Below are 24,417 nucleotides of genomic sequence, written 5' to 3' on the forward strand. Positions count from 1 at the left end.
AGGACATACATGAAATTTATACTACAAAAAAACCTTAAAGCGGAAATTTCGCTTTAAGGTTTTTATTTTATTCCAACCCAATCAAATAATCATCGTCCTGCATGGCTTCAACTTCACCCAGCAAATAGCCGTTTCCGACTTGTGAGAAAAAGTCGTGGTTACTAGTGCCGGTGGATATGCCGTTCATAACAATCGGATTTACATCGTTGGCCGTATCAGGGAACATCGGGTCCATTCCAAGATTCATCAAGGCTTTGTTGGCATTGTAGCGCAAGAAAGTTTTGACTTCCTCAGTCCAGCCCAATTCATCATATAATTCTTCTGTGTAGCGTTCTTCATTTTCATATAATTCATACAACAAATCGTACATCCAGTCCTTTAAGGCTTCTTGTTCGCCTTCTGGCAGCTCATTGTAGCCCAATTGGAATTTATAGCCGATATAGGTGCCGTGGACAGATTCATCGCGAATAATTAATTTGATGATTTCCGCAACATTGGCTAACTTATTGTTGCCTAAATAATAGAGCGGTGTGTAAAAACCTGAGTAAAAAAGGAAGGTTTCTAAAAAGACACTGGCAACTTTTTTCTCAAGGGGTGTACCGTTTTTATAAATTTCATTGACCCGCTCGGCTTTTTTCTGCAAATAGGGGTTGGTATCCGTCCAGTCAAATATTTCGTCGATTTCCTTTTTAGTATTTAAGGTTGAGAAAATCGAAGAATAACTTTTGGCGTGAACAGATTCCATAAATTGAATATTGTTTAAGACGGCTTCCTCGTGAGGGGTTCTGACATCGTTTCTCAGCTGTTCCATGCCGCTCTCTGATTGGACAGTGTCTAAGAGGGTTAAACCACCGAAAACGTGGCCGACAGTTAATTTTTCTAAGGGACTTAACGTGCGCCAGTCATCTAAATCATTGGATAAGGGGATACGGGTATCCAGCCAAAATTGTTCTGTCAATTTTTCCCAGGTGGACTTGTCAATTAAGTCTTCAATTTCATTCCAGTTAATTGCTTTATAATAAGTTTCTGCCATAATGGGGACCTCCTTTAGTCAATTGCTTAAGAAAGGAGCCTGTGACATTAGTTTTTTTAACAGCCGAAATCCCAAACTTTATTATATTTGCTCCCGCGGTCCAGTAGGTCCGAATCACAAATTAACAATAGCTAGTGGTTTTCACTAGCTGTCCTTCGTAAAGTTGGGCTTTGTTCTAACTAATGTCACAGCCTCTTCAGTTTGTTTCTGTCAAAAAGTCTAAATCACACAGCTTTCACATTGGTTGCTGCCGATTTCTTCAGCATCATCCGTAAAGGTCCGCACATAGTAAATTGACTTGACTTGCTTATTAAAAGCGTAATGACGCAAAATATTTAAATCACGGGTCGTTTGTTTGGTATTGGTTTTCCACTCGTATAAACCACGAGGGATGTCAGAGCGCATAAACAAGGTCATGCTCATACCTTGATCGACATGCTGTTGGGCCGTAGAGTAAACATCAATCACCTTGCGCATATCCATATCATAAGCAGAGGTGTAATAAGGTAAGGTATCATTACTTAAATAAGGCGCTGGGTAATAAATTTTACCGATTTTCTTTTCTTGACGTTCTTCAATCATGCGGGTGATTGGATGAATGCTGGCGCTCGTATCATTAATATAAGAAATAGAACCATTTGGCGCTACTGCTAATCGATTTTGGTGGTACAATCCGTCTTTTTGAACAGCCGCCTGTAAATTCTGCCAGTCTTCAGCGCTTGGGATAAAGACTCCTTCAAACAAAGCTTTGACTTTATCAGATTTTGGCTGGAATTCACCAGTTGTGTATTTATCGAAATAGCTGCCATCCGCATATTTTGATTTTTCGAAGTTGTGGAAAACTTCGCCACGTTCCTTCGCCAACTGATTACTTTCCATCAGAGTCCAGTAATTTAATAGCATAAAATAAATATTAGTGAAGTCTAAGGAATCCTCAGAGCCATAAACCATTTGATTTTTTGCGAAATAAGTATGCAGCCCCATCGCACCTAAACCGATTGTATGGTTTAATTTATTGCCGTTTTGAATTGAAGGAACCGCATCAATATTAGAGGCATCTGTAACAAACGTCAACGCTCTGGTCATCGCCCGCACAGATTTACCAAAATCTGGGCTGTCCATCAAGTTGACAATATTGGTAGAACCTAGGTTACAGCTAATATCAGTTCCCATCACGTCATATTCTTGAGCGTCGTTTAATAAAGACGGCTCTTGGACTTGTAAAATTTCAGAACAAAGATTGCTCATGATGATTTTACCAGCGACGGGATTTTGCTTATTAGCTGAATCAATATTAATGATATAAGGATAACCGGATTCCTGCTGCAATTTAGAAATTTCATTTTCTAAATCCCGGGCCTTAATTTTAGTTTTACGGATGTTTGGATTCTTCACCATGTTGTCGTATTCAGCGGAAATATCAACGTAAGAATATGGCACGCCGTATTCTTTTTCAACGCTGTAAGGACTGAATAAGTACATATCGGCATTTTTACGGGTCAATTCGTAAAATTTATCCGGTACTAAGACACCAAGGGATAACGTTTTGACACGGATTTTTTCATCGGCATTTTCTTTTTTCGCAGATAAAAACATTTCGATGTCTGGATGGAAGACGTTTAAGTAAACCACGCCGGCTCCTTGCCGCTGACCTAATTGATTGGAGTAGCTGAAGCTATCTTCAAATAATTTCATTACCGGTACGACACCGCTGGCTGCACCTTCGTAGCCTTTAATTGGAGCGCCGGCTTCTCGTAGATTAGACAAGGTGATGCCCACGCCGCCGCCGATTCTTGACAATTGCAAGGCTGAATTGATCGACCGACCGATACTATTCATATCATCGGTGACTTGGATTAAGAAACAAGAAACCAATTCGCCCCGACGTTTGCGGCCGGCATTTAAAAAGGACGGTGTTGCTGGCTGATAACGCTGATGAATCATTTCATCAGCTAAGGTTAACGCCAATTCTTCATCCCCATCAGCAAAATAGAGGGCATTGAAGGCAACACGGTCTTCATAGGTTTCCAAGTATTCCGTTCCATCATTAGATTTTAAGGCATATTGGGAATAAAATTTGTAGGCTGCCATAAAGGATTTAAATTGGAAATTTTGTTCCGCTAAAAATTGATATAATTTTTCAATAAAGGCTGGTGAATATTTTGCGATAAATTCAGCCTCCAAGTAATCATTGTCAATTAAAAACTGAATTTTTTCATTCGCAGAAGCAAAGGTTCGTGTATTCGGTTCGGCATTTTCTTTGAAGAACGCCGCCAATGCTTCTTTATCTTTATTTAAAGGGATTTGTCCGTTAACGGGACGATTAATCTCATTATTTAATTTAAAATAGCTGACATCTTTAAGCTCTTTTAGACTCAAGTTCCATCACAACCTTCTGAAAATTTTGGACGTCTTCATTCGTGCCGCTAAACTCAAAGGCGAACACTAAGGGGACGTGGTAATCACGGGCAATATCTTTGGCGGTGTAAACAAATAAATCGGCAAAATTGCGATTACCCCCGCCGGCAACGCCCAGCATCTGGCTGGCATTGTCTTTAAAATCAAGAAAGTCGTTCACTACCTCTGTCATTTCAATGTCATAGGTAGGAACAACTAATACAAAGGGCTCATTTATCTCAAAAAAAGGATTTGCTGGCTCAATTTCATAAGCGGGCAAATCCAATTTTTTGATAAAACGCCGAGTTTGACCAGTTATTGAATAGTAGACAATCTTCATCTTAGCTAGCCAATGATTTTAATTGATCAGGACGGAAACCGATAATAGCTGTTGCATCTTTAAAGGTTACCGGCACACTTTGGAAACCTTGACCCTTTAAGAAGTCAACTGCTTCAGGTTGCAAATCGATATTGATTTCTTCAAAGTCGATCTGATTTTCGCTTAAAAAACGCTTAGTCATCTTGCATTGCATGCAATTATTTTTAGAATAAATTTTCACCATTTTGAAAAACCTCCACTCATTTAATGTCATATCTTAGTATAAATTCTTCTGGAAAAAAGTCAATGGAAAAACACTATATATTGTGTTGTGGATAAGTTGTGATACTAAGTTTTGTGGTTTTGCTGTTTTTTAAAGCCCCTTACATTCACGCCAATCAAGGCTTCTTCACTTTTTTCTCTGTTCAATGATTCCCTGAAAAAATTTTTTATCCACAATTTTACCCACAAGCTATGAAAATGCAGCTTAAAAAAGTAAAAAAAATCGAAAGCTGTGCACTTTTAAACTAGTAAGCGCTTTAATTTAATTAAAATCCGCTAAAATAAGGCTTAGAATTTGTACGAAATGCACAAATTAGATTGACAAAGTGAAGAAAAAAGCATAATCTAGAAGTAATTACTGAGAACGATTCTCATTATCGGATTTTGACAGGAGTGATCAATCATGAATGCTTTATTAGATATGAAGGAAAATATTACGTGTCGCGTCAAAGAAATTCAGTTGGATGACAACACAACGCGCCATCTTAAGGAATTAGGAATTGTGCCGGGCAGTAAAATTGTCATCACAAAATTGTCAAAGGATAATGGCATCGTCCTCTCTCAGAATGCTCGACTGGCGATGAGCCAGCAAATTTTAGCTGGCATCCTGGTGGAGGAAGCACCGACAGAAGAAACTAGCCTGCATTCATTAGACATGCTGGCAATCGGTGAGAAGGCCAAGGTGATGCGAATTTACGGCAGCGGTGCAGTCAAACGCCGGCTGATGGATATGGGCTTAACTAGAGGCACGGAGATTTTAGTCAGGAATTTAGCACCTTTAGGCGACCCAATCGAAATCACACTGCGGGGCTACCAATTGAGCCTACGGAAAAATGAAGCCGCCCAAGTCTTAGTCGAAAGAGAGATTGGCCAATGAGAGAGATTGCTTTAGTCGGAAATCCTAATTCTGGAAAAACAAGTCTATTTAATTTAGTAACAGGTTCCAATCAAAGAGTCGGCAATTGGCCGGGGGTAACGGTTGACCGCAAAGAAGGTTTTTGGAAGGAAAACAAAGAGCTTAAAATTCAAGATTTACCGGGAATTTATTCTTTGTCACCTTATACACCAGAAGAAATCATTGCCAGAGATTATCTATTGTCCCGTCAGGCCGACGCCATTTTAAATATTGTTGATGGTACGAATTTAACCCGTAATTTGTATTTAACCACCCAGCTTTTAGAAACTGGAATTCCTGTGGTAATTGGGTTAAACATGATGGACCTAGCAGAAAAAAATGGCCAGCAAATCAATGCAGATAAATTGGCGTATGCGTTAAATACACCCGTAGTCTCTATGAGTGCCTTGAAAAACCGCGGCGTTAGTAAAGCGTTGAAAGAAGCCAGTCAAGTTGACTATCATGAAGATGGTTATCCAGTTTATAGTGATCGTTTAGAGGCGGCCTTGGGAGAAATTGCTACCATTTTAGGACAAACGGTAGCTGAGCGGCAAGCCCGTTGGTATGCAATTAAATTATTTGAACGGGATATTCGCGTAAGCCAAGAATTATCCCTCAGCCAGTTTCAAACCAAAGAAATTGAAGAAATTATTGCGATCACTGAAAAGATTTTTGATGAAGACAGTGAATCTATTTTAATTAATGAACGCTATAGTTTTATTGAAGGCGTTGTAAAACTTTGCTACAGCGAAGAAGCCGATATCAAGGCAACCTTGAGTGATCGGATTGACCGGATTGTCACCAATCGCATTTTAGCCCTGCCGATTTTTGCCGGTGTGATGTGGCTGGTTTATTATTTAGCGATTCAAACGGTGGGCGCGATGGGAACGGACTGGGTCAATGAGGTTCTCTTTGGCGATTGGGTGCCCAACTATTTAGCTGCAGGTTTAGAGTCTATCAACGTAGCGCCGTGGCTGCAAAATTTAATTTTAGATGGTATTGTGGCTGGGGTCGGCGCTGTCTTAGGTTTTGTCCCACAACTATTGGTTTTATTTTTCTGTTTATCAATTTTAGAAGACTGCGGTTATATGTCGCGGATTGCCTTTGTAATGGATCGGATTTTCCGCAAGTTTGGCTTATCCGGTAAGTCTTTTATTCCGATGCTTGTGGCAACTGGCTGCGGAATTCCTGGAGTTATGGCCAGCCGAACGATTGAAAATGAAAAAGATCGGCGGATGACAGTCATGCTGACAACCTTTATGCCTTGTTCAGCAAAATTACCAATTATTGCCTTGATTGCCGGAGCTTTTTTCCCAACTAGTTCTTGGGTCGCACCTTCTGCTTATTTTATCGGTATGTCGGCGATTGTCTTATCAGGAATTGCCTTGAAGAAAACCCGTTTATTTGCAGGCGATCCGGCACCTTTTATCATGGAATTGCCAGCTTATCATCTGCCGATTTTTAAAAACGTGTTGCGGCAGACCTTTAATCGCGGCTGGTCCTTTGTTAAAAAAGCCGGCACGATTATCTTTGTCTCCAGTATTTTGATTTGGTTTATGATGACTTATAATTTCCAACTGCAGGAAGTGGCAGAAGGCGATAGTATTTTAGCCAGCTTAGGCCGCGTGATTGCACCGATTTTTGCACCATTAGGCTTTGGTAACTGGCAGGCCGCCGTTGCAACGATTTCTGGTTTAATTGCCAAAGAAAATGTATTAGGTACTTTTGGAATTCTCTTTAGAAATATCAGCGAAGTCTCTGAAAATGGTCAAGAGGTTTGGGGTGCATTGCAGGCCGCCTATACACCAGTCGCTGCCTATGCCTTTTTAGTCTTTAATCTGCTTTGTGCCCCATGTTTTGCAGCAATCGGCGCCATTCGCCGAGAAATGGGCGATTTCAAATGGACGATGATTGCAGTTGGCTATCAAACCGGCTTAGCCTATGTTGTGAGCTTGATTATTTATCAATATGGCCACATCATTTTTGAAGGCGGCAGTTTCAATCTGCTGACAGTCGTGGCAACCGGCTTATTCTTAGCTATGCTGTATCTGATTTTCCGCAAAAAAAGAAAAGCGCCTCAAGCAGTCATGAATATGGAAGACATTATTGTAGGGAGTGAAAAATAATGGCAACTTTTATTATCGCAGCCGGGATTTTCGGCTTCGCCGGATACGTCGTCTATAAAAAAATTAAAGCTCCTAGCGATTGTGGCGATTGCCATTGCGATTGTACAGTTAAACCGCAGGAGGAAAAATAGAAACAACACAAAATAATCAAAAATGGAAAAAAATGTGTCTGTGGCACAAGTTTTTTGACAGAAGATTCCCCCAATTATATTGTTTTTGTCTCTAGGTCTAGTAAATTTAAGGGACAAAAAAAATGCGGCTTTTGCCGTCTGAGGATTTCAAATCGCAAAAGCCATAATATTTAGTAAATTAATTGAGTTTGCAAAATATTGATTGGGGAAATTGTCTCTGTTCTAACTTGGGTCAGGGCATTTTTTTCATTTTGAAACTAGATTGTAACATTTCCTTTATTGAATCTCACAGCAAATTTTGCTAAGGTAAGACAGAATCCATTTTCGGCAAATGAGTATGAAGGGGAACGACTGTGAAGAATTTTTTAGCTAAATTGAAAAATTATCAGATAGCAATCAGTGTGCTGGCAATTTGTTTGCTCACGCTTTTTTTCTGGTATCTCAATGAAATAAATGCTGAAGCGGTCAATACCAACGCTGCCACTGATTCCAGTCAGCAGCTCACCGATACTGACAGTGAAGCCTCCACTGAAAGTACCACTGCACCCCAGTATTCAAGTGAACAAGCGGCTTTTTATCAACAACTAAAAGAAATTTTAACGAATACTGCAGCCGATATTGATGGTGAAATCGGCATTACCTATTTAGATTTAAGTACCAACAGTAAAATTTCCGTTAATGGCAGCCAAGAATTTGTCGGCGCTAGCACCACCAAGGTTCCGCTAGTCATGTTAATCAGTGACCAAGTAGTAGCAGGAAATTTACAGTGGGCCCAGTCGTTGACTTACCAAGAAAGCGACTTTGAAACCGGCACTGGCAGTATTCAAAATGATATTCAAGAAAAATATAGCATTGCCCAGCTTGCTGAGGTGGCCATCACCAATTCAGATAATATTGCAAAAAATATGTTGTATGACGCGTTAGGCGGCAGCGAAGCCGGGATTAATCAATGGTATCAAACGTATCTTGGCAAAAGCGGCAACAGTGAAAACCTAATTTCCTCAGATGATGCGGCCACTATTTTGGCTTATCTGTATCAAAATCAGTCCACCAATGCCGGCTACCAAACATTAATTAAAAATATGACCAACACTATCTATGATGATCGCTTAGTAACTGACACCACTAGCGGCCAAGTTGCCCATAAAATCGGCAGCAATGAAAGCTATCAACATGATATCGGCATTTTCTTTAACGACCATCCCTATATCTTAACGATTTACACCAATACTGATGATATTGATGCTGCTAGAGACTTGATTAGCAGCCTGTCAGATACCGTTTGGAATTTGACAGAGAGTGAGTATCCGGGAGAATAGTATCTTAACAAAGCCTCTTTACCGTTCGTAGTAAAGAGGCTTTATTTGTGCTGTAAAAACTTTAGAAGAAAGACTTTCCATATACAAAACATTACGAAATGCCAGTGATTTTTAAAATCTGGAAATTTTTCTTCATTTTGAAATTATCAAAAAGTTGAGAATTTTTTACTTTATAATGAAAGCGCAAACAAAGAAGTGAGGAGTGAAGTGCATGGATAAATTAAGTAATGTGGGCGATTTTTTTGGGAAATTTGCGGTAAAGCTAAATCAAAATCGTTATCTATCAGCTATTAAAAATTCTTTTATTGCGATTATTCCCTTTACAATTGTCGGTTCAGTAACAGTATTGTTCGGTAGTGTCATTTTTGGTTCCGCGATGTTAGGTGGCGTCTCTGGGCTAGAATTTTTACAAGAGCTAGCTCCATTGTTTACCTCTATTAACTATGGGACGATGAACATTATGGCTTTAATGGTTGCTTATTACATCGGCAAAAATCTGGCTAGCGAGTTCCAAACGGAAAATACTGTTTATGCTGGTATCGTCTCGCTGGCTAGCTTTGTAATTTTGAGCCCGACTCAGCTTACCACTGAGATTGATGGTGTCAGTCAAGTTATCAGCAATGTAATCTCAGTTGACTCAAGCGGTTCTAAAGGGCTATTTATTGCGCTAGTAGCAGGTTTGATTAGCACACGAATCTATATTGGATTAATGAATGTGGAGAAACTAAAAATTCGCCTGCCGGAACAAGTTCCGCCTAATGTTTCAAAATCTTTTACTTCTTTGATTCCTACCCTTTTCGTTTTGTTCATTATGGGTATTTTAGGTTTTGTTTTTGAAAAGATAACTGGTATGACACTTTCAAGTCTCATTACGGCATTTTTACAAATTCCATTGGAAGCCATGATGCAACATCCGTTGGGAATTGTCGGGGCCACTTTATTTGCTCATTTTCTCTGGTTCTTTGGGATTCATGGTTCTTCAATCGTTAACGGACTAACTGATCCGATGCTTCTATCTGCATTAGCAGTTAATACTGAGCTAGTAGCTCAAGGCTTAGAACCGACAGAAGTAGTTACTCGGCCGTTTTGGAACATGTATGCAACATTGGGAGGCTCAGGTTGTACTATAGCATTATTAGTGGGAATTTTATTAATCAGCAAACGAGCTGATGAGAAGGCCATTACTAAGTTATCCCTTGGGCCGGGTTTATTTGGTATTAATGAGCCAGTCATTTTTGGGATTCCAATCGTCTTGAATCCAATTTATGCAATTCCGTTTATTTTGGCACCGACAGTTTCTGTCATCATCGGTTATGTGGCGACTTCGATTGGCTTTGCCTCACCAGCCTTTGTTAGTATTCCTTGGAGTATGCCACCAATTGTCAATGGCTTTATTGCTACTGGCGGCGATATTGGTGCCGTTGTAACTCAAATTATCTGTCTAGTTGTGACATTTTTCATCTATTTACCTTTTGTAAAAATAAGCAGCAATCAATATCTAAAATCACTGGAACAATCTTAGGAGGAAAAACAATCATGAAGTTTCCAAAAGAATTTTTATTTGGTGGAGCGACTGCCGACTTTCAATTTGAAGGAGGATTCGCTGAAGATGGACGCGGACTAATTACCCATGATTTTGTCACAACTGGCGATGTTTCCACACCTCGAAGAATAACCTATCAAACACCGGATGGTAAGACTGGAGTAGTCGATTGGAAAAAAGAGTCCATGCCACCAGAAGCAGTCGGTTATTTTGATGAAACAGAAAAATATCCAAGTCATTATGGTGTGGATTTCTATCATCGTTATCAGGAAGACATTAAACTTATTGCCGATTTAGGAATGAATGTCTTTCGGTTTTCAATCTGTTGGAGTAGGATTTTTCCAACCGGCGAAGAGACTGTGCCAAATGAGCAGGGCTTACAATTTTATCAAAAGGTGATTGATGAGTGTCAAAAATATGGGATTGAACCTTTGATTACTATTTGCCATGATGAAATTCCAGCAGAGTTGGCTAATAAGTATGATGGCTGGTCTAGCAGAAAAACAATTGCTGCATATCTGCGCCTATGCCAAGTTCTATTTGAAAAATTTGGTAAACAAGTGAAATACTGGTTGACCTTCAATGAGGTGAATGTTCTAAGGGGTTATTCAATGCTAGGAACCAGAAGTGTTGATGAGCAAACGTTCTATCAGGCGAGTCATCATATTTTTATCGCCAGTGCTTTGGCAACTAAGATGGCCCATGAAATGCTGCCTGAGGCGATGCTAGGGACGATGTATGCGTTGTCCCCAGTCTATCCGTTAACTTGTAAACCAGAGGATGTTTTCTCTCAGGTAACAGCACGGCGCAAGACATTATTTTTCAGTGATGTTATGATTAGCGGTGCTTATCCGAATTACCAAAAGAAATATTTTGAAAAAGAAGGCATTAAAATTGTAATGGCGCCAGGTGATCTTGAGATTTTGAAAGATTATACACTAGATTATATTGCTTTTAGTTGTTATCGTTCCACAACTGTTAATCAAGAATCTCAATATGATATTATGGTGATGGATCCAAATCCGTATTTACCGAAAACTAAGTGGAACTGGACCGTTGACCCAATGAGTATTCGCTATGTTCTAAATGAAGTGTACGACCGGTATCAAGTCCCGGCTTTTATTGTTGAAAACGGTATGGGGGAAATCGATCGCTGGGATGAAAACTTTTATGTTGAAGATGATTACCGAATTGATTACCTCAATAATCATTTCAAAGAAATAGCTAAAGCAATTGAAGAAGATGGGGTGCCAGTCTTAGGCTATACGATGTGGGGAATCATTGATTTGGTTTCTCTATCGACTGGTGAGATGGCAAAACGCTATGGTCTAATCTTTGTAGATATGGATGATTTTGGCAATGGCAGTTTAAACCGTTATCCGAAGAAATCTTATTTTTGGATGAAGGACTTTTTAGAAGCCTTCCATGAAAAATAATTAACAAAAAGAGTATCTGAACTATGACAAGTAAGGCTGTCGCAAGCGCCTGTACTTGAAAACTGTCATAGTCCAGGTATTCTTTATTTTCTTTGATAGCAAGCTAATGCAATCAAATTGGTTAATAGAATAAAAGGAACATGATCTGTTGAATAATCATTTTTAGTTCGCAGTTGAATGATTAAATCATAGAGCTCTTTATGGAGAGGCGTTTCGTTGTTGGTTAATAAGACCAGCTTTGTTCCCGCTGGCTTTTGTAGAAATTGTTTATAGTTGTAGCGGGTTAAAAGGATTCCAGAGAGGGAGAAAATTAAAATCAAGCAATTTTCTTGAGGTGTCTCAAAAAATTCTTTTTGCTTTTGCGGCGAGGTGATGACTTGAGTGACAATATCAAGTTGAAGCAAGGTTGCCTGCAATAAAATTGCTGGTGTGGTCGATTGCAAGTTCCCCATCATAACAATCTTTTGGTATTGGCACAGGTATTGGGCTAACTGGTGTACCTGAGCTTCTTGATAATGTTGCTTAAAGGAAGCTAATTCTTTTAACTGCAAGTCGATATAATCTTGATGGGAAATGAGCTTGGCATCATATCCTTCAATAGAAAACTTATCTCGTCTACGATGAATAAATTTATTGATAAGATAGCGCAGCTCAAACATTCCTTCAAAGCCAATTTTTTTGCAAAATCGTGAAATAGCTGATTTCGACACATTACAGAGACTTGATAATTCCTCAATAGAGGTGTTTTCCAGCTGATTTAGCTGATTAAAAATAGTTTTAGCGATATGACTGTCAGTAGTATTTGTTTCGTTATCGATAAAGCTGATGAGGATAGTATGAATGTCCTCCATCCTAAATCCCCCCTTTACTAAAAGTTTAAGATAAGTAGCATCTATTATAGTGAATATTTTTTGAAAATTAAAGGGTTTCAAAATTTATTCTATGCTCTCTTGCCTATAAAAAGAATTGTCATAAAGTATAAGCATAAAAAACTATCTGACCCATCAAGTTATTTATAATCATTTTAAATAAAATCACTGAAAACGGGTTCAAAAAGCAAATTTAGTAATTTTTTTCGATAATTATTGTAAAAAACTTGATTTTAGCCTTCCGAAAACGGAAATTTTTGCTATAATATTTGTAGTTAAGAGGTAAGCGTTACCATCTCGATTACATTTGTGAACAATTGAACTTGTCATTTAATGCTTTAAAAATAAATTAAATCAAGAAACGATTAGGAGGCTGCTGGGTGATGGAGACACAATTTGCATTTATTGAAACAGAGAGTCAAGAAGCGGAATTTCAAGCAAGTTTAACCGAGCTGAAGGGTCAGCCGGGGGACAAATGCCGGCTTTGCAGGAAGCTCAAAGAATTTATGGGTATCTGCCAATTGAAATTTTGGAACGGATTTCTGAAGAACTAGAATTTCCTTTGGAGGAACTTTACAGCACGGCGACATTTTATTCGCAATTTTCCTTTGTCCCGAAAGGAAAATACACAATCAGTGTTTGTATGGGAACTGCCTGCTATGTCAAAGGGGCAGGAGACATTATCGATTCCTATGCGACTGAGTTGAAAATTCAGCCGGGAGAAACAACTACTGACCGTAAATTCAGTTTGGAGTCTTGTCGCTGCATCGGAGCTTGTGGATTAGCGCCAGTTTTGACGGTTAATGAAGAAGTTTATGGACGTTTGACTAAGAAAAAAGCCGACAAAGTGCTAGTAACCTATCAAAAAGGTGAATAGGGGGAAGGAGCAGCTACATGGAGAATTGGACAGAGTTAAGTCAATTAAAAGACCAGTACCGGCAAAAGGTGGCCATTCGTTTAGAAGATGCGCCTGAAGCAGAAAAGACGGATCATTTTGAAAAAGAAGTCTTAGTCTGTGCAGGAACAGGTTGTATTTCATCAAAAAGCGGCGAGTTTGTGACAGCTTTAAAGGAAGAGTTAGCTAAAAATGACTTGACGGATAAAGTGAATATCGTGCAAACTGGTTGTTTTGGCTTATGTGCACAGGGCCCAATCGTGATTATTTATCCTGAAGGTGTCTTTTATCATCAAGTGCAGGCTAAACACGCTAAGAAAATCGTGAGCGAGCACATTATGAAGGGCCAGCTGGTAGAAAAATTATTGTACCATGACCATCAAACGGAAGAAATTATTGACAAGTTGATGGATACACCGTTTTATCACAAACAAAAACGGGTCGCCTTAAGAAACTGCGGCCGCATTGATCCAGAAAAAATTGAAGAGTACATTGCCTTTGATGGATATCAAGCGTTGGCTAGAGTGGTCAATGAATACAGTCAGGCAGATGTGCTAAATGTTTTAGAAAAATCTGGCTTAAGAGGACGCGGCGGTGCCGGCTTCCCAACCTTTATGAAATGGTCTTTTGCCAATAAGAGTGTCTCCGATCAGAAATATGTTATCTGTAATGCAGATGAGGGCGATCCCGGGGCATTTATGGACCGGTCAGTTTTAGAAGGTGACCCTCACGCGGTTATTGAAGCGATGGCGATTGCCGGTTATACCATCGGTGCCAATCAAGGCTATATTTATGTGCGGGCGGAATATCCGATTGCTGTAAATCGGTTGCGGATTGCCATTAAGCAAGCCCGTGAAGTTGGCGTGTTAGGTAAAAATATTTTCGGTTCAGGCTTTGATTTTGATTTAGATTTAAAACTGGGCGCCGGCGCATTTGTCTGCGGTGAGGAAACAGCTTTACTAGAAAGTATTGAAGGCCATCGGGGCGAACCTCGACCACGGCCACCGTTTCCAGCAGTCAAAGGACTCTTTGGCAAACCAACGATTGTAAATAACGTAGAGACCTATGCCAATATTCCGCAGATCATTTTGAAGGGCCCTGACTGGTTTGCCGGCATGGGGACTGAAAAATCTAAAGGAACCAAAGTATTTGCCCTCGGTGGCAAAATTCAAAATACCGGCTTGGTGGAAATTCCCATGGGGACGACCTTAAGAGAAATCGTCGAAGATATTGGTGGCGGAATTCCTGACGGCAAGAAGTTTAAAGCGGCTCAAACCGGTGGACCTTCTGGTGGTTGTATCCCAATTGAACATTATGATGTGGCAATTGATTACGATAATTTAATTGAAATTGGTTCCATGATGGGTTCTGGTGGTTTAATCGTAATGGACGAAGGCAATTGTATGGTGGATATTGCTAAGTTCTTCTTAGAATTTACGGTGGAGGAAAGCTGCGGCAAATGTATTCCTTGTCGGGTCGGCACCAAACGTCTCTTAGAAATTTTAGAAAAAATTACTTTGGGCAACGGTACTTTGGCCGATTTGGATAAAATGGAAGAACTCTGCCATCACATTTCAGAAAATTCTCTCTGTGGTCTCGGTCAGACGGCACCAAATCCAGTGCTTTCTACCTTACATTACTTCAGAGAAGAATATTTAGCTCATATCGAAGAACGCCGCTGTCCAGCGGGAGTTTGTAAGAACTTGATTCGTTATGAAATTGAAGAGGATGCCTGTACCGGCTGTACAGCCTGTGCCAAGCAATGTCCGGTGGCGGCCATCTCTGGAGAAATCAAAAAACCTCATGAAATCGATCAAGCTGTCTGTATCAAGTGTGGTCTATGTTTGGATACTTGTCGGTTCCATGCCATCACAGTGAGTTAGGAAGGTGTAGTTATGAAAGAATTAACGATTAAGATTAATGGAAAAGTTTGTACTGCACCAGAAGGCTCAACGATTCTGGAGGCAGCAAGGCTCAATAATATTGAAATCCCTACCTTATGTTACTTAAAGGAAATTAATGAAATCGGTGCCTGCCGCATGTGTGTGGTAGAGGTTAAAGGGGCTCGTAATTTAGCCACTTCCTGTGTTCATCCCATTGCAGAAGGGATGGAAATCACCACCGATTCGAAAAAAGTTTTTAAATCGCGTAAAGTCAATTTAGAATTAGTGCTTTCGACCCACGAACGGAAATGTCTTTCTTGTATCCGCAGCGGCAATTGTGAATTGCAGCGTCTATGTAAAGAATTCAACGTTGATGATGAAGACTACTACAACGGTGAAAACTGCGAATATGAATTTGATGATACTGCCGTGCATATGACCCGCAATAATAATAAATGTATCCTATGCCGCCGCTGTGTGGCTGCCTGCTCAAAATGGCAGTCGGTTGGCGTAATCGGCCCTAATAGCCGCGGATTTAAGACCCATATCGGTAGTGCCTACGAACAAAGTCTAGGGGATGTACCATGTATTTCCTGCGGTCAATGTATCGTTGTCTGTCCAACGGGTGCCATTACTGAACGGGACCAAACAAAAGAAGTGTGGCAGGCCTTATCTGATCCAAGTAAATATGTTGTTGTTCAAACAGCTCCTTCAACACGGGTAACTCTCGGTGAAGCCTTCGGGATGCCGATTGGCTCAAATGTCGAAGGGAAAATGGTCGCAGCATTACGGCGGCTTGGTTTTGATAACGTCTTTGACACTAACGTAGCAGCTGACTTTACGATTATGGAAGAAGCAACCGAATTTTTAGAACGGGTTAAAAATGATGGCCCATTCCCGATGTTTACCTCCTGTTCTCCAGGCTGGGTAAAATATTGTGAATCCTACCATCCAGAATTAATTCCAAATCTTTCCAGTTGTAAGTCTCCGCAGCAAATGTTTGGTGCAATTGTTAAGACTTGGTATTCGGAAAAAATTAATGTCCATCCAAAAGATATTTTTGTGGTGGGAATTATGCCATGTACCGCCAAGAAATTTGAAGTAACCAGAGAAGATGAAGCAGCAGCTGGCTATCAAGATGTTGATGTGGCTTTAACAACCCGGGAATTAGCAAGAATGATTGATAAAGCTGGGATTCGCTTTACTGAATTAGAAGACGAAGCCTTTGATAATCCATTAGGCGATGCGACCGGTGCTGGTTATATCTTTGGAGCTACTGGTGGTGTAATGGAAGCAGCCTTGCGGACAGCCAGCGATATCTTATCTGGCGGCGAAGCCAAGACCGTTGACTTTGGTGAAGTTCGTGGCATGAGTGGCATCAAAGAAGCGACTTATGAAATGAGCGGCAATACGATTAAAGTTGCGGTGGCTTCCGGCATCAGCAATGCCAAAAAAGTTATTGAAAAAATTGAATCCGGTGAAGAATTCTATCACTTTGTGGAAATCATGGGTTGTCCCGGTGGTTGTATTAATGGTGGTGGACAACCAGTTCAGCCAGCATCTGTCCGCAACTTTGTTGACTTAAAAGCTAAGCGGGCGGCAGGTCTTTACGCTGAAGACAAAGATCGTGGTTTGCGTAAATCCCACGAAAATCCGATTCTCCAGCATATTTACAAAGAATATATCGGCGAACCAGGCGGCTTGAAGGCGCATCACATGCTGCATACCACTTATCGTGATCGTGTTCACGCTGCGAACCAAAAGTAGACCAATGAAAAAGGCGCCGCCTGTGGCGACGCCTTTTCTATTTAGTTTTAATGGGAAGCCAGCGGTAAATTACCTAAAGCTTTTTTCAGCAACGGAATGATGATAGTTGCAATCACACCGCCCGCTAAAGCTGTAAATAATTGCGGGAATGAAAACGCGGCAGATACAACTGCTGATTGTGGTGCTGGAATGGCTAAGACAACTGGTACGACTAATTGCACTACAGAAAGATACAAGAAGCCAAATTTTGCGGCTGCGGCTACGATGGTCGCCGCAATACTGAAGCCAAATTGATTTTTCTTACCGGCAATCAAGTGCCAAATCAGTACCAGGACAGCATTTCCTAGAGCCACGCATAAAGTAATTTGCCAAAAGACAGGTCCAATCCCGAAGATTCTAGCGAAAAATGGTGAGACGATTGCAATCGTTAAGCCGCTGGATAAGCCTCCGAGGGAAACAGCTACGATTAAAATCAGGTTGACTAAAGTTCCGGTGACAAATTGATTGCCAAGGGCCGAAGTTAGTCCTTGAACCGCTACTAGCATTGCTAGTAAAACGGCGGTTTGAGTAATCCAATGAGCTTTTCTGTTCATAATTGTTGGCGTTAAACGCCTGTCACATCCTTCCAAATTTTGTTAGGGGTAATGCAGGTTTAATAATGTGAATAATTACACAAATACCCTTAAAAGCATTTTACCAGAACTTGGAAGCGTTTTTAAGAGAAATTTCAAAAAAAGTAACATTTTTTAGGTTATAAGTTAAAAAAAGTAAAATAATTAATCAAGACTCTGCTGTTTTTAAGATAACGAAGTCGGAGTAAAATTCGTAAAACCCCTTTTCTAAAATAGTAAAAAGGAGTATCATAAACACAAGGGTTATTCTTAAAAGAATGGATTATTTTGTTAGGTTTTAAAAAATGTAAAGGGTTGCTAATAAATTCTTTATATTAAATTATTGATAGACAAGGAAGGATTGATAACATGACACTAGCGAAAATCGTTTATGCAAGTGCAACAGGCAACACAGAAGGAATCTCAGAAATTTTGGAAGATGCATTTGAAGAGTTAGGAATTGACGTTGAACGCTTAGAAGCTGACGATGCCGATGACGAAACTTTTGAAGATGCGGATATCTGCGTCATTGCAACTTACACAGATGGTGATGGCGAGCGTCCGTTTGACTTTGAGGACTTCTATGAAGAATTACCTGATTTAGATTTATCAGGCAAAGTTTACGGAGTTGTCGGCAGCGGAGACAGCGAATTATATCCAGATTATTTCTGTTTTGCAGCGATTGATTTCGACAAAGCCTTTGCCAACACTGGTGCCACGAAAGGCCATGATGTTGTAAAAATTGAAAATGATGCTGACGACGATGACGAAAAAGTCTTGAAGGCTTTCGTTCAAGCGTTGGTGGATGCACAAGCTTAGTTTGGTTCACATTTGAGGAAACATGGGGCTCAGGAATTTTTAATATCTGAACAGGCCATTGTTTCCTCTTTTATAATTGTTGTTGTAAACGTTAACATCGCCCCTGTTAGAGATGTGAGAGTAAGGGAACATCAGGACGTTTACGGTTGTTACTCTCGGATTTTTTGTTCAGATAATCACACGCTATCTGAACTCGTAGGTTGACGCATACGAAACAGGAAATTATTTAGTAGAAGGGTGATCAAATGAAAATGATGAAAACTATGGATGGGAATACTGCAGCAGCATATATTTCATATGCTTTTACTGAAGTGGCAGCCATCTATCCCATTACTCCTAGCTCCACAATGGCAGAAGTAGTTGACGAATGGGCTGAGCAGGGGCGCAAAAATATTTTTGACGAACCGGTTCAAGTCATCGAAATGCAATCAGAAGCAGGTGCGGCCGGCACATTACACGGCTCAGTTAAAACGGGTGTTCTAACCAGCACTTATACAGCTTCACAAGGTTTACTGTTGATGATTCCTAATATGTTCAAAATCGCCGGTGAATTACTGCCGACAGTTTTCCACGTAGCAGCTCGGGCCGTTTCCACAAACGCCCTGAGTATCTTCGGTGACCACAGTGATGTGATGGCAGCTCGCCAAACTGGTTTTTGTATGTTAGCTGAAAATGGCGTCCAAGAAGTAATGGACTTGTCAGCGGTTGCTCATTTAGCCAGTATTGAAGGCAGCCTACCGTTTATGAACTTCTTTGACGGGTTTAGAACCAGTCATGAATTGCAAAAAATTGAAGCGCTGGATTATGATGATTTGAAGGGCTTAGTCAATCAAGAAGCGTTGGAAAAATTCCGTAAACGGGGGATGAATCCAAATCATCCTGATGTTTCTGGTACTGCACAAAACCCTGATTTGCATTTCCAACAAAGGGAAACAGTTAATAAATTCTATGATGAAATGCCAGCAATTGTTCAAAAATACATGGGCAAAATCAATGAACTTCGAGGCACAAACTATGATTTGATGAATTATTATGGCGATCCTGAGGCAACGGAAGTAATTATTTCCATGGGTTCAGCTTCTCCGACAATTCAACAAACAGTTGACTGCTTAAATGCCCAAGGCCGTAAAGTTGGTCACATTGATGTGCATTTGTACCGTCCTTTCCCGGCAGACCATCTGTTAGAAAAATTACCAAAAACGGTTGAAAAAGTGGCTGTATTGGACCGGACTAAAGAGCCAGGATCTGATGGCGAACCATTATTATTAGATGTTCAAAGTGTTTTATATCGTCATGAAAATCGGCCAATCGTTATCGGTGGTCGCTATGGTATTGCTTCAAAAGATGTGACACCAGATCAAATTGTTGCAGTCTATGACCATTTAGTATTACCAGTTAATGAATTAAAACCACGGTTCACCATCGGGATTGTCGATGATGTGACGCATTTATCATTACCAGTAACAGAAATTTTAGACTTGACGCCAGACACGACTTTCCAAGCGAAATTCTGGGGCTTAGGTTCCGATGGTACAGTTGGCGCCAACAAACAAGCTATCAAGATTATCGGGAATAACACAGATCAATATGCGCAAGCTTATTTTGCCTATGATTCTAAAAAATCAGGCGGTCTAACGGTTTCCCATTTACGCTTTGGGAAAGACCCAATTCGCTCAACTTATAATGTTGAGGCAGCCGATTTTGTTGGTTGCCACAATGCAGCCTATCTGCATAAATATGATTTGCTGAAGGGCTTAAAAGACGGTGGTACCTTCTTCTTAAACACTGTTTGGGATGAAGACCGTGTGCGTCGTCTATTACCTAAAGCAATTAAAGAGTACATTGTTAATCACAATATTAATTTTTATATTGTCAACGCAATGGATATCGCTCAAAAAGCCGGCTTGGGACGTAGAATCAATACCGTCATGTCAACAGCCTTCTTTGAAGTGACTGATATCATGGACCGAGAAACCTTTGTTCCATTATTGAAGGCTGAAATTGAAGCAGCCTACGGTAAAAAATCGAAAGTCATTGTGGAAAGAAACTGGCAAGCGGTTGATGAAACCTTTGACGCTTTGCACAAAGTTGAACTGACAGCGGCAGATTTGGAAAATAATGCGCCTGACTTTGAAACAGTTGATGAAAACCGACCAGCTTATGTTCGCAATATTTTAGACCCGGTGAATCGCCAAGAAGGCAATTCATTATCGGTTGGCGACTTAATGCGCAACGGTATGTTGGGCGGCACGATGCCAATGGGAACTGCGGCGTATGAAAAACGCGGTATTGCGCTAGAAGTACCAGAATGGCTTCCAGAAACTTGTACGATGTGTAATGAATGTGCCTTTATTTGTCCGCATGCTGCCATTCGTCCATTCTTAGCAGATGACGGGGAAATGGCTCAAGCACCAGAAGGCTTTATTACCCGGGATATGAAGGGACCAGATGGTTTTAAATATCGGATTCAAGTCTCCTTAGAAGATTGTACAGGCTGTGGCTTGTGTGTTGAAGCTTGTCCGGCAAAAGGCAAAGCTTTGGTAATGGAACCTTATGATGATCAAAAGGCTGAAGCGGTTAATTGGGCGTTTGCCATGACCTTGAAACAAAAAGCTAATCCTGTGAAGAAATTCTCAGTTAAAGGTTCGCAGTTTGAACAACCATTATTAGAATTCTCTGGTGCCTGCTCAGGTTGTGGGGAAACACCTTACGTTAAATTGTTAACGCAGTTGTATGGCGATCGGATGATGATTGCCAATACTACCGGCTGTTCCTCTATCTGGGGTGCTTCTTCTCCAGCTACGCCTTACACGGTTAATGAAGAAGGCAAAGGACCTGCTTGGAGTAATTCATTATTTGAAGATAATGCTGAGTACGGTTACGGTATGTATGTGGCTAACCTAGCTAAACGCAGCCGTCTAGCTAATAAGATTTCAGCAGCCGTTAAAGCGGATGTTGGTTCAGATGATACTAAAGCACAGCTGAAGGATTGGTTAGAGCATAAAGATGATGGCGAAGGCACGCAACAACGAGCAGCTAAACTAGCCGCTGTTTTAGCGGATGAAACCGAAGCTAACCTAGTGAGTATTCTAGCAGACAAGGATATGTTTGCTAAACCGAGCCAATGGATTATCGGTGGTGATGGTTGGGCTTACGATATCGGCTTTAGCGGCATTGATCATGTGTTGTCAACGGGTGCTGATGTCAATATCTTTGTTATGGATAATGAAGTCTATGCCAACACTGGTGGTCAAATGTCGAAAGCAACGCCACCATCTGCGATTGCTAAATTTGCTGCCGGCGGTAAGAAAACTAAGAAGAAAGATCTTGGTATGATGGCGATGACGTATCGGGATGTCTATGTGGCATCTGTGGCGATTGAAGCTAATCCAGCTCAAACAATCAAAGCCATTGCCGAAGCGGAAAGCTACCCTGGACCTTCTTTAATCATCGGTTATACTCCTTGTATTAATCATGGTATTAAAGGTGGTATGGGCAAATCGATTGAAGAATCAGTTAAAGCCGTTGAATCCGGCTACTGGCCGTTGTATCGCTTTGACCCTCGTCAAGCAGATAAAGGCAAGAATCCAATGAAGATTGACTTCAAGAAAACCGACTTCTCTAAGATGAATGACTTCTTGGAAGGTCAAACTCGCTTCTCTGCTTTATACAATATCAAAGACGAACAAGAAGTAGATGAAATGCTAGATACAACCGTCGAGGATATGGAAGCTCGGCAGGAACAATATGTTGATTTAGCGGATACAAAGAAATAGATAAAAAGGCATATTTCTACAAGTCTTCTCCATCACATCAACTCGATAGACACCTGCTTTTGAAGAAGGCAGGTGTCTATTTATTTTCTAAGGATTAAGAAACCATTATGTGGAATAAGTCAGCAAAGTATGCCGATTTCAGTTAATAGAATTAAAATTAATGTAAAAACCGATTAAATGACGAATATGTTGTCATTTAATCGGTTTTTTCAAGATGTTCAATGGATTTGTAGCAATAAAATAAAATATGAAATAAATAACATTTCATATTTAATATGACTGCTATTGTCATCGGCGGTAGAGAAGCATAAAATTTGATAAGTAATTTTATAAAAACTTATAAAATAGTATAAACGATTGTGAATTTTATCATTTGTTCAATAAATAGGAGGTATGGGGGGATAAAAATTTAATAGCGAAAGTATCAATTTGTTTCTAAAAAAAGCTTATAACTAATTATTATACGAAAAAAATAATAACGGTTTGTTTAAATTATCTAACACATTTTTAGTTTAATCGTATTCTTTTTGAATGTCAATCTGATTTTGTTTATTTTTTTGAAAAATGATAAAAATAGGCAGCAATCCATTGGAAAAAGTTTATTAGTTCGAAAAGTTCAAGTTTGCTACCTATTGTTGATAAAAAAAGCGGTCTTAAAAATGTTATAAAGTTCCTGATATTTAATTTTAAGCAGTTTTAAAGATACAAGCAAAGTGAGTTAGACAGACAATGGGGTTGGTTTGGAATTTCAAAAAAAACGTTATGGTTTTGAAATGCCGTTTTTTGCTCAATCTTCTTAAAAAGAGTCAGCTTAAATTTTTCAGAGCCGTCAAAAAAATCGTCACAGGAAGGAAGTTGCCTTATAGGTAAGAAAGGAAAAAACATCTATAAAAGAAAGGATGGGCGTTGGGAAGGGCGATATATTAAGACTCGTTCCCAGAACAATAAAATTAAGTATGGATATATTTATGGGAAAAGCTTTGCCGATGTTAAAAAACGCATGGAAACAGTCCAAGGGCAATTAATTTGGTTTCCCAATGAGTTGAGTCAACAATCAGATATTCTCTTTAAAGATTGGTACCTCAGCCGTTTTCTCCCTCTGATTCAACAGCGGGTCAAACGCTCGACTTTTTCCAATTACTTAAGATTATCCCATTCCCACATCTTGCCTTTTTTCGCACAGATGAAGCTGGCGAAGATTGATGACCAGACAATGCAGGAATTTATTCATATTTTGCAGGAAAAAGAACTGTCAATCAGCAGTATCCGGCTGATTTTCAGTATTGTAAAACAGGCGATGAATGAAGCCGTTTTTCAAGGGATTATTACCCGGAAATTAGAAAGAAAAATCTATTTTCCTAAAGAAAAGCCAAAAAAAGTTCACTCACTGAGCCTAGCACAGCAGCTGACACTAGAGAAACTTGCTAGAAATCACAAACACGGCTTGCCAATTTTGCTCTCCCTCTATGCTGGCTTACGAATCGGTGAAATCAGCGGCTTAACTTGGGAGGACATTGATTTTGAGAGAAACCTTTTGCGGGTGAATAAAACGATTGTTCGAATCAAATCAACCTATCCTGATCAAAAGAAGACTCAGGTGATCAGCGATACGCCGAAAACATCTTTATCCAACCGGGTTGTTCCCTTGACTAAGAGTCTCAAGGAATTGTTATTATTGGAACGGGCACGAAGTTCCTCCCGCTACTTAGTTTTTACGAATAACGGCTTAGCAGAACCCCGGGTCATTAGTTATCGTTTTAAAAAATTAATCTCCGAAACCGATTTTAAGGATGCCCACTTTCATATGTTAAGGCACACTTTTGCGACTCGAGCTATTGAACAAGGGATTGATATTGTTAGCTTAAGTCGGATTTTAGGACATCAATCGGTTAAGTTAACCTTAGATATCTACAGTGATTCCATGATGGAACAACGACAAAAAGAAATAATGAAATTAGAAAACATATTCTCTATGTAGCGATAGCCCAAGAGCTGATTTGCTGCAATAACAAAAGATCGATGATTAATTGATTTTCCTTAAAGGAAAAATCTAGCTGGCAGGCTTTGATCATCAGTTATTTTATTAGTTATTGCAGACAGTTTTTGGGTTTTTTTACGCCGTCAAAAATCCCGTCAAGCGACGGTCAATCCCTTGTTTCAATAATCGAAATCAGCCATTTTCATATAATAATTAGTTATCTGAAAACTTGGTGATATGGATTGGAACTCGGCAATTCTAGTGTTTAGTAATCGATTAGTCAAGGAAATCTAGTTATTATATTCATCAATCTTTACAAATTTATAAATAATTTTGAA

18 protein-coding genes are annotated in these 24,417 nt (G+C 39.9%); 12 read left to right on the forward strand and 6 right to left on the reverse strand.

The window, feature by feature from the left end; translation table 11 throughout:
• Nucleotides 1-67: 67 nt before the first annotated feature.
• The 4 genes from nrdF to nrdH all read right to left on the reverse strand — a co-directional run bounded on the left by nrdF (nucleotide 68) and on the right by nrdH (nucleotide 3,993).
• Nucleotides 68-1,033, reverse strand: a complete 966-nt coding sequence (gene nrdF, locus ACYSNU_RS06045) for a class 1b ribonucleoside-diphosphate reductase subunit beta (protein ID WP_265458254.1) — start codon at nucleotides 1,031-1,033, stop codon at nucleotides 68-70.
• 219 nt (nucleotides 1,034-1,252) lie between these two features.
• Nucleotides 1,253-3,412, reverse strand: coding sequence for a class 1b ribonucleoside-diphosphate reductase subunit alpha (nrdE, locus tag ACYSNU_RS06050; protein WP_461736293.1), 2,160 nt, complete (start codon nucleotides 3,410-3,412; stop codon nucleotides 1,253-1,255).
• Nucleotides 3,393-3,770, reverse strand: coding sequence for a class Ib ribonucleoside-diphosphate reductase assembly flavoprotein NrdI (gene nrdI / locus ACYSNU_RS06055; RefSeq protein ID WP_461736294.1), 378 nt, complete (start codon nucleotides 3,768-3,770; stop codon nucleotides 3,393-3,395). Before nrdI ends, nrdE begins: the two co-directional genes overlap by 20 nt.
• Nucleotide 3,771: 1 nt before the next feature.
• The gene (gene nrdH / locus ACYSNU_RS06060) at nucleotides 3,772-3,993 is read right to left on the reverse strand and encodes a glutaredoxin-like protein NrdH (protein ID WP_461736295.1); all 222 of its coding nucleotides are present in this window, start codon (nucleotides 3,991-3,993) and stop codon (nucleotides 3,772-3,774) included.
• A 441-nt stretch (nucleotides 3,994-4,434) separates the two neighbouring features.
• On the opposite strand from nrdH, the gene ACYSNU_RS06065 reads away from it, so the two are divergent.
• The 6 genes from ACYSNU_RS06065 to ACYSNU_RS06090 all read left to right on the forward strand — a co-directional run bounded on the left by ACYSNU_RS06065 (nucleotide 4,435) and on the right by ACYSNU_RS06090 (nucleotide 11,481).
• On the forward strand, nucleotides 4,435-4,908 hold the full coding sequence (locus ACYSNU_RS06065) for a ferrous iron transport protein A (RefSeq protein WP_461736296.1): 474 nt from the start codon (nucleotides 4,435-4,437) through the stop codon (nucleotides 4,906-4,908).
• Nucleotides 4,905-7,052, forward strand: coding sequence for a ferrous iron transport protein B (gene feoB, locus ACYSNU_RS06070; protein WP_461736297.1), 2,148 nt, complete (start codon nucleotides 4,905-4,907; stop codon nucleotides 7,050-7,052). Before ACYSNU_RS06065 ends, feoB begins: the two co-directional genes overlap by 4 nt.
• On the forward strand, nucleotides 7,052-7,183 hold the full coding sequence (locus ACYSNU_RS06075) for a FeoB-associated Cys-rich membrane protein (protein ID WP_461736298.1): 132 nt from the start codon (nucleotides 7,052-7,054) through the stop codon (nucleotides 7,181-7,183). Before feoB ends, ACYSNU_RS06075 begins: the two co-directional genes overlap by 1 nt.
• Nucleotides 7,184-7,536: 353 nt before the next feature.
• A complete protein-coding gene (locus ACYSNU_RS06080; RefSeq protein ID WP_461736299.1) occupies nucleotides 7,537-8,502 on the forward strand; it encodes a serine hydrolase in 966 nt (321 codons plus the stop codon).
• A 211-nt stretch (nucleotides 8,503-8,713) separates the two neighbouring features.
• Entirely contained in the window at nucleotides 8,714-10,024 is a 1,311-nt protein-coding gene (locus ACYSNU_RS06085; RefSeq protein WP_461736300.1) for a PTS sugar transporter subunit IIC, read from the forward strand.
• 14 nt (nucleotides 10,025-10,038) lie between these two features.
• Nucleotides 10,039-11,481: a glycoside hydrolase family 1 protein gene (locus tag ACYSNU_RS06090; protein WP_461736301.1), complete on the forward strand. Its 1,443-nt coding sequence runs from the start codon at nucleotides 10,039-10,041 to the stop codon at nucleotides 11,479-11,481.
• Between the two features lie 83 nt (nucleotides 11,482-11,564).
• On the opposite strand, the gene ACYSNU_RS06095 is transcribed toward ACYSNU_RS06090, so the two are convergent.
• Nucleotides 11,565-12,332, reverse strand: coding sequence for a MurR/RpiR family transcriptional regulator (locus ACYSNU_RS06095; protein WP_461736302.1), 768 nt, complete (start codon nucleotides 12,330-12,332; stop codon nucleotides 11,565-11,567).
• A 493-nt stretch (nucleotides 12,333-12,825) separates the two neighbouring features.
• On the opposite strand from ACYSNU_RS06095, the gene ACYSNU_RS06100 reads away from it, so the two are divergent.
• From ACYSNU_RS06100 to ACYSNU_RS06110, 3 genes are read left to right on the forward strand one after another with little or no spacing between them, the layout of a single operon-like run.
• Nucleotides 12,826-13,227, forward strand: coding sequence for a complex I 24 kDa subunit family protein (locus ACYSNU_RS06100; RefSeq protein WP_461736303.1), 402 nt, complete (start codon nucleotides 12,826-12,828; stop codon nucleotides 13,225-13,227).
• A 17-nt stretch (nucleotides 13,228-13,244) separates the two neighbouring features.
• Nucleotides 13,245-15,128, forward strand: a complete 1,884-nt coding sequence (locus ACYSNU_RS06105) for an NADH-ubiquinone oxidoreductase-F iron-sulfur binding region domain-containing protein (protein WP_461736304.1) — start codon at nucleotides 13,245-13,247, stop codon at nucleotides 15,126-15,128.
• 12 nt (nucleotides 15,129-15,140) lie between these two features.
• Nucleotides 15,141-16,895, forward strand: coding sequence for an NADH-dependent [FeFe] hydrogenase, group A6 (locus ACYSNU_RS06110; RefSeq protein WP_461736305.1), 1,755 nt, complete (start codon nucleotides 15,141-15,143; stop codon nucleotides 16,893-16,895).
• 47 nt (nucleotides 16,896-16,942) lie between these two features.
• Here the strand turns inward: ACYSNU_RS06110 and ACYSNU_RS06115 are convergent, their stop codons facing one another.
• A complete protein-coding gene (locus tag ACYSNU_RS06115) occupies nucleotides 16,943-17,488 on the reverse strand; it encodes an ECF transporter S component (RefSeq protein ID WP_461736307.1) in 546 nt (181 codons plus the stop codon).
• A 387-nt stretch (nucleotides 17,489-17,875) separates the two neighbouring features.
• On the opposite strand from ACYSNU_RS06115, the gene ACYSNU_RS06120 reads away from it, so the two are divergent.
• The 3 genes from ACYSNU_RS06120 to ACYSNU_RS06130 all read left to right on the forward strand — a co-directional run bounded on the left by ACYSNU_RS06120 (nucleotide 17,876) and on the right by ACYSNU_RS06130 (nucleotide 24,079).
• Entirely contained in the window at nucleotides 17,876-18,325 is a 450-nt protein-coding gene (locus ACYSNU_RS06120; RefSeq protein WP_461736309.1) for a flavodoxin, read from the forward strand.
• A 245-nt stretch (nucleotides 18,326-18,570) separates the two neighbouring features.
• The gene (gene nifJ, locus ACYSNU_RS06125; RefSeq protein WP_461736310.1) at nucleotides 18,571-22,101 is read left to right on the forward strand and encodes a pyruvate:ferredoxin (flavodoxin) oxidoreductase; all 3,531 of its coding nucleotides are present in this window, start codon (nucleotides 18,571-18,573) and stop codon (nucleotides 22,099-22,101) included.
• Nucleotides 22,102-23,101: 1,000 nt separating this feature from the next.
• Nucleotides 23,102-24,079: a tyrosine-type recombinase/integrase gene (locus ACYSNU_RS06130; protein ID WP_461736311.1), complete on the forward strand. Its 978-nt coding sequence runs from the start codon at nucleotides 23,102-23,104 to the stop codon at nucleotides 24,077-24,079.
• Nucleotides 24,080-24,417: the final 338 nt, after the last annotated feature.

This window comes from Enterococcus sp. LJL120 (assembly GCF_054871765.1).

What these genes read in the sequence shown, in the direction of transcription:
- ACYSNU_RS06065 (WP_461736296.1), top strand. Translation starts at nt 4,435, where the DNA reads ATGAATGCTTTATTAGATATGAAGGAAAATATTACGTGTCGCGTCAAA.
- ACYSNU_RS06120 (WP_461736309.1), top strand. Translation starts at nt 17,876, where the DNA reads ATGACACTAGCGAAAATCGTTTATGCAAGTGCAACAGGCAACACAGAA.
- feoB (WP_461736297.1), top strand. Translation starts at nt 4,905, where the DNA reads ATGAGAGAGATTGCTTTAGTCGGAAATCCTAATTCTGGAAAAACAAGT.
- ACYSNU_RS06075 (WP_461736298.1), top strand. Translation starts at nt 7,052, where the DNA reads ATGGCAACTTTTATTATCGCAGCCGGGATTTTCGGCTTCGCCGGATAC.
- ACYSNU_RS06090 (WP_461736301.1), top strand. Translation starts at nt 10,039, where the DNA reads ATGAAGTTTCCAAAAGAATTTTTATTTGGTGGAGCGACTGCCGACTTT.
- nrdH (WP_461736295.1), bottom strand. Translation starts at nt 3,993, where the DNA reads ATGGTGAAAATTTATTCTAAAAATAATTGCATGCAATGCAAGATGACT.
- ACYSNU_RS06085 (WP_461736300.1), top strand. Translation starts at nt 8,714, where the DNA reads ATGGATAAATTAAGTAATGTGGGCGATTTTTTTGGGAAATTTGCGGTA.
- ACYSNU_RS06100 (WP_461736303.1), top strand. Translation starts at nt 12,826, where the DNA reads ATGCCGGCTTTGCAGGAAGCTCAAAGAATTTATGGGTATCTGCCAATT.
- ACYSNU_RS06105 (WP_461736304.1), top strand. Translation starts at nt 13,245, where the DNA reads ATGGAGAATTGGACAGAGTTAAGTCAATTAAAAGACCAGTACCGGCAA.
- ACYSNU_RS06095 (WP_461736302.1), bottom strand. Translation starts at nt 12,332, where the DNA reads ATGGAGGACATTCATACTATCCTCATCAGCTTTATCGATAACGAAACA.
- nrdF (WP_265458254.1), bottom strand. Translation starts at nt 1,033, where the DNA reads ATGGCAGAAACTTATTATAAAGCAATTAACTGGAATGAAATTGAAGAC.
- nifJ (WP_461736310.1), top strand. Translation starts at nt 18,571, where the DNA reads ATGAAAATGATGAAAACTATGGATGGGAATACTGCAGCAGCATATATT.
- nrdI (WP_461736294.1), bottom strand. Translation starts at nt 3,770, where the DNA reads ATGAAGATTGTCTACTATTCAATAACTGGTCAAACTCGGCGTTTTATC.
- ACYSNU_RS06115 (WP_461736307.1), bottom strand. Translation starts at nt 17,488, where the DNA reads ATGAACAGAAAAGCTCATTGGATTACTCAAACCGCCGTTTTACTAGCA.
- ACYSNU_RS06110 (WP_461736305.1), top strand. Translation starts at nt 15,141, where the DNA reads ATGAAAGAATTAACGATTAAGATTAATGGAAAAGTTTGTACTGCACCA.
- ACYSNU_RS06130 (WP_461736311.1), top strand. Translation starts at nt 23,102, where the DNA reads ATGGAAACAGTCCAAGGGCAATTAATTTGGTTTCCCAATGAGTTGAGT.